Source organism: Acinetobacter sp. 1566109 (genome assembly GCF_000582255.1).
Taxonomy (GTDB): Bacteria; Pseudomonadota; Gammaproteobacteria; order Pseudomonadales; family Moraxellaceae; genus Acinetobacter; species Acinetobacter nosocomialis.
The window spans coordinates 1-1,216 of sequence record NZ_JEYB01000186.1; the positions used below are offsets into that span (position 1 = coordinate 1).

The following is a 1,216-nucleotide window of genomic DNA, read 5'->3' on the forward strand; positions in this document are numbered from 1 at the left end:
GTGATAGCCTGCGAAAAGCTCCGGGGAGGCGGCAAATATCCTTTGATCCGGAGATGTCTGAATGGGGGAACCCACCTACTTTAAGGTAGGTATTGCAACATGAATACATAGTGTTGCAAGGCGAACGAGGGGAAGTGAAACATCTCAGTACCCTTAGGAAAAGAAATCAATTGAGATTCCCTCAGTAGCGGCGAGCGAACGGGGATCAGCCCATTAAGTTATGTGTGTTTTAGTGGAACGCTCTGGGAAGTGCGAACGTAGAGGGAGATATTCCCGTACACGAAAGGGCACACATAATGATGACGAGTAGGGCGAGGCACGTGAAACCTTGTCTGAATATGGGGGGACCATCCTCCAAGGCTAAATACTCCTGACTGACCGATAGTGAACCAGTACCGTGAGGGAAAGGCGAAAAGAACCCCTGTGAGGGGAGTGAAATAGATCCTGAAACCGCATGCATACAAGCAGTGGGAGCACCTTCGTGGTGTGACTGCGTACCTTTTGTATAATGGGTCAGCGACTTATATTCAGTAGCGAGGTTAACCGTATAGGGGAGCCGTAGAGAAATCGAGTCTTAATAGGGCGTTTAGTTGCTGGGTATAGACCCGAAACCAGGCGATCTATCCATGAGCAGGTTGAAGGTTGGGTAACACTAACTGGAGGACCGAACCCACTGTCGTTGAAAAGCCAGGGGATGACTTGTGGATAGGGGTGAAAGGCTAATCAAGCCTGGTGATAGCTGGTTCTCCCCGAAAGCTATTTAGGTAGCGCCTCGGACGAATACCATAGGGGGTAGAGCACTGTTTCGGCTAGGGGGTCATCCCGACTTACCAAACCGATGCAAACTCCGAATACCTATGAGTACTATCCGGGAGACAGACTGCGGGTGCTAACGTCCGTAGTCAAGAGGAAAACAATCCAGACCGCCAGCTAAGGCCCCAAAATCATAGTTAAGTGGGAAACGATGTGGGAAGGCATAGACAGCTAGGAGGTTGGCTTAGAAGCAGCCACCCTTTAAAGAAAGCGTAATAGCTCACTAGTCGAGTCGGCCTGCGCGGAAGATGTAACGGGGCTAAAACTATGTGCCGAAGCTGCGGATTTGACATTAGTCAAGTGGTAGGGGAGCGTTCTGTAAGCCGATGAAGGTGTATTGAGAAGTATGCTGGAGGTATCAGAAGTGCGAATGCTGACGTGAGTAACGACAAAACGGGTGAAA

1 rRNA gene is annotated in these 1,216 nt (G+C 49.9%); it reads left to right on the top strand.

The window, feature by feature from the left end:
* Positions 1-1,216, top strand: a 23S ribosomal RNA gene (locus J582_RS0105580); the annotation flags it as partial.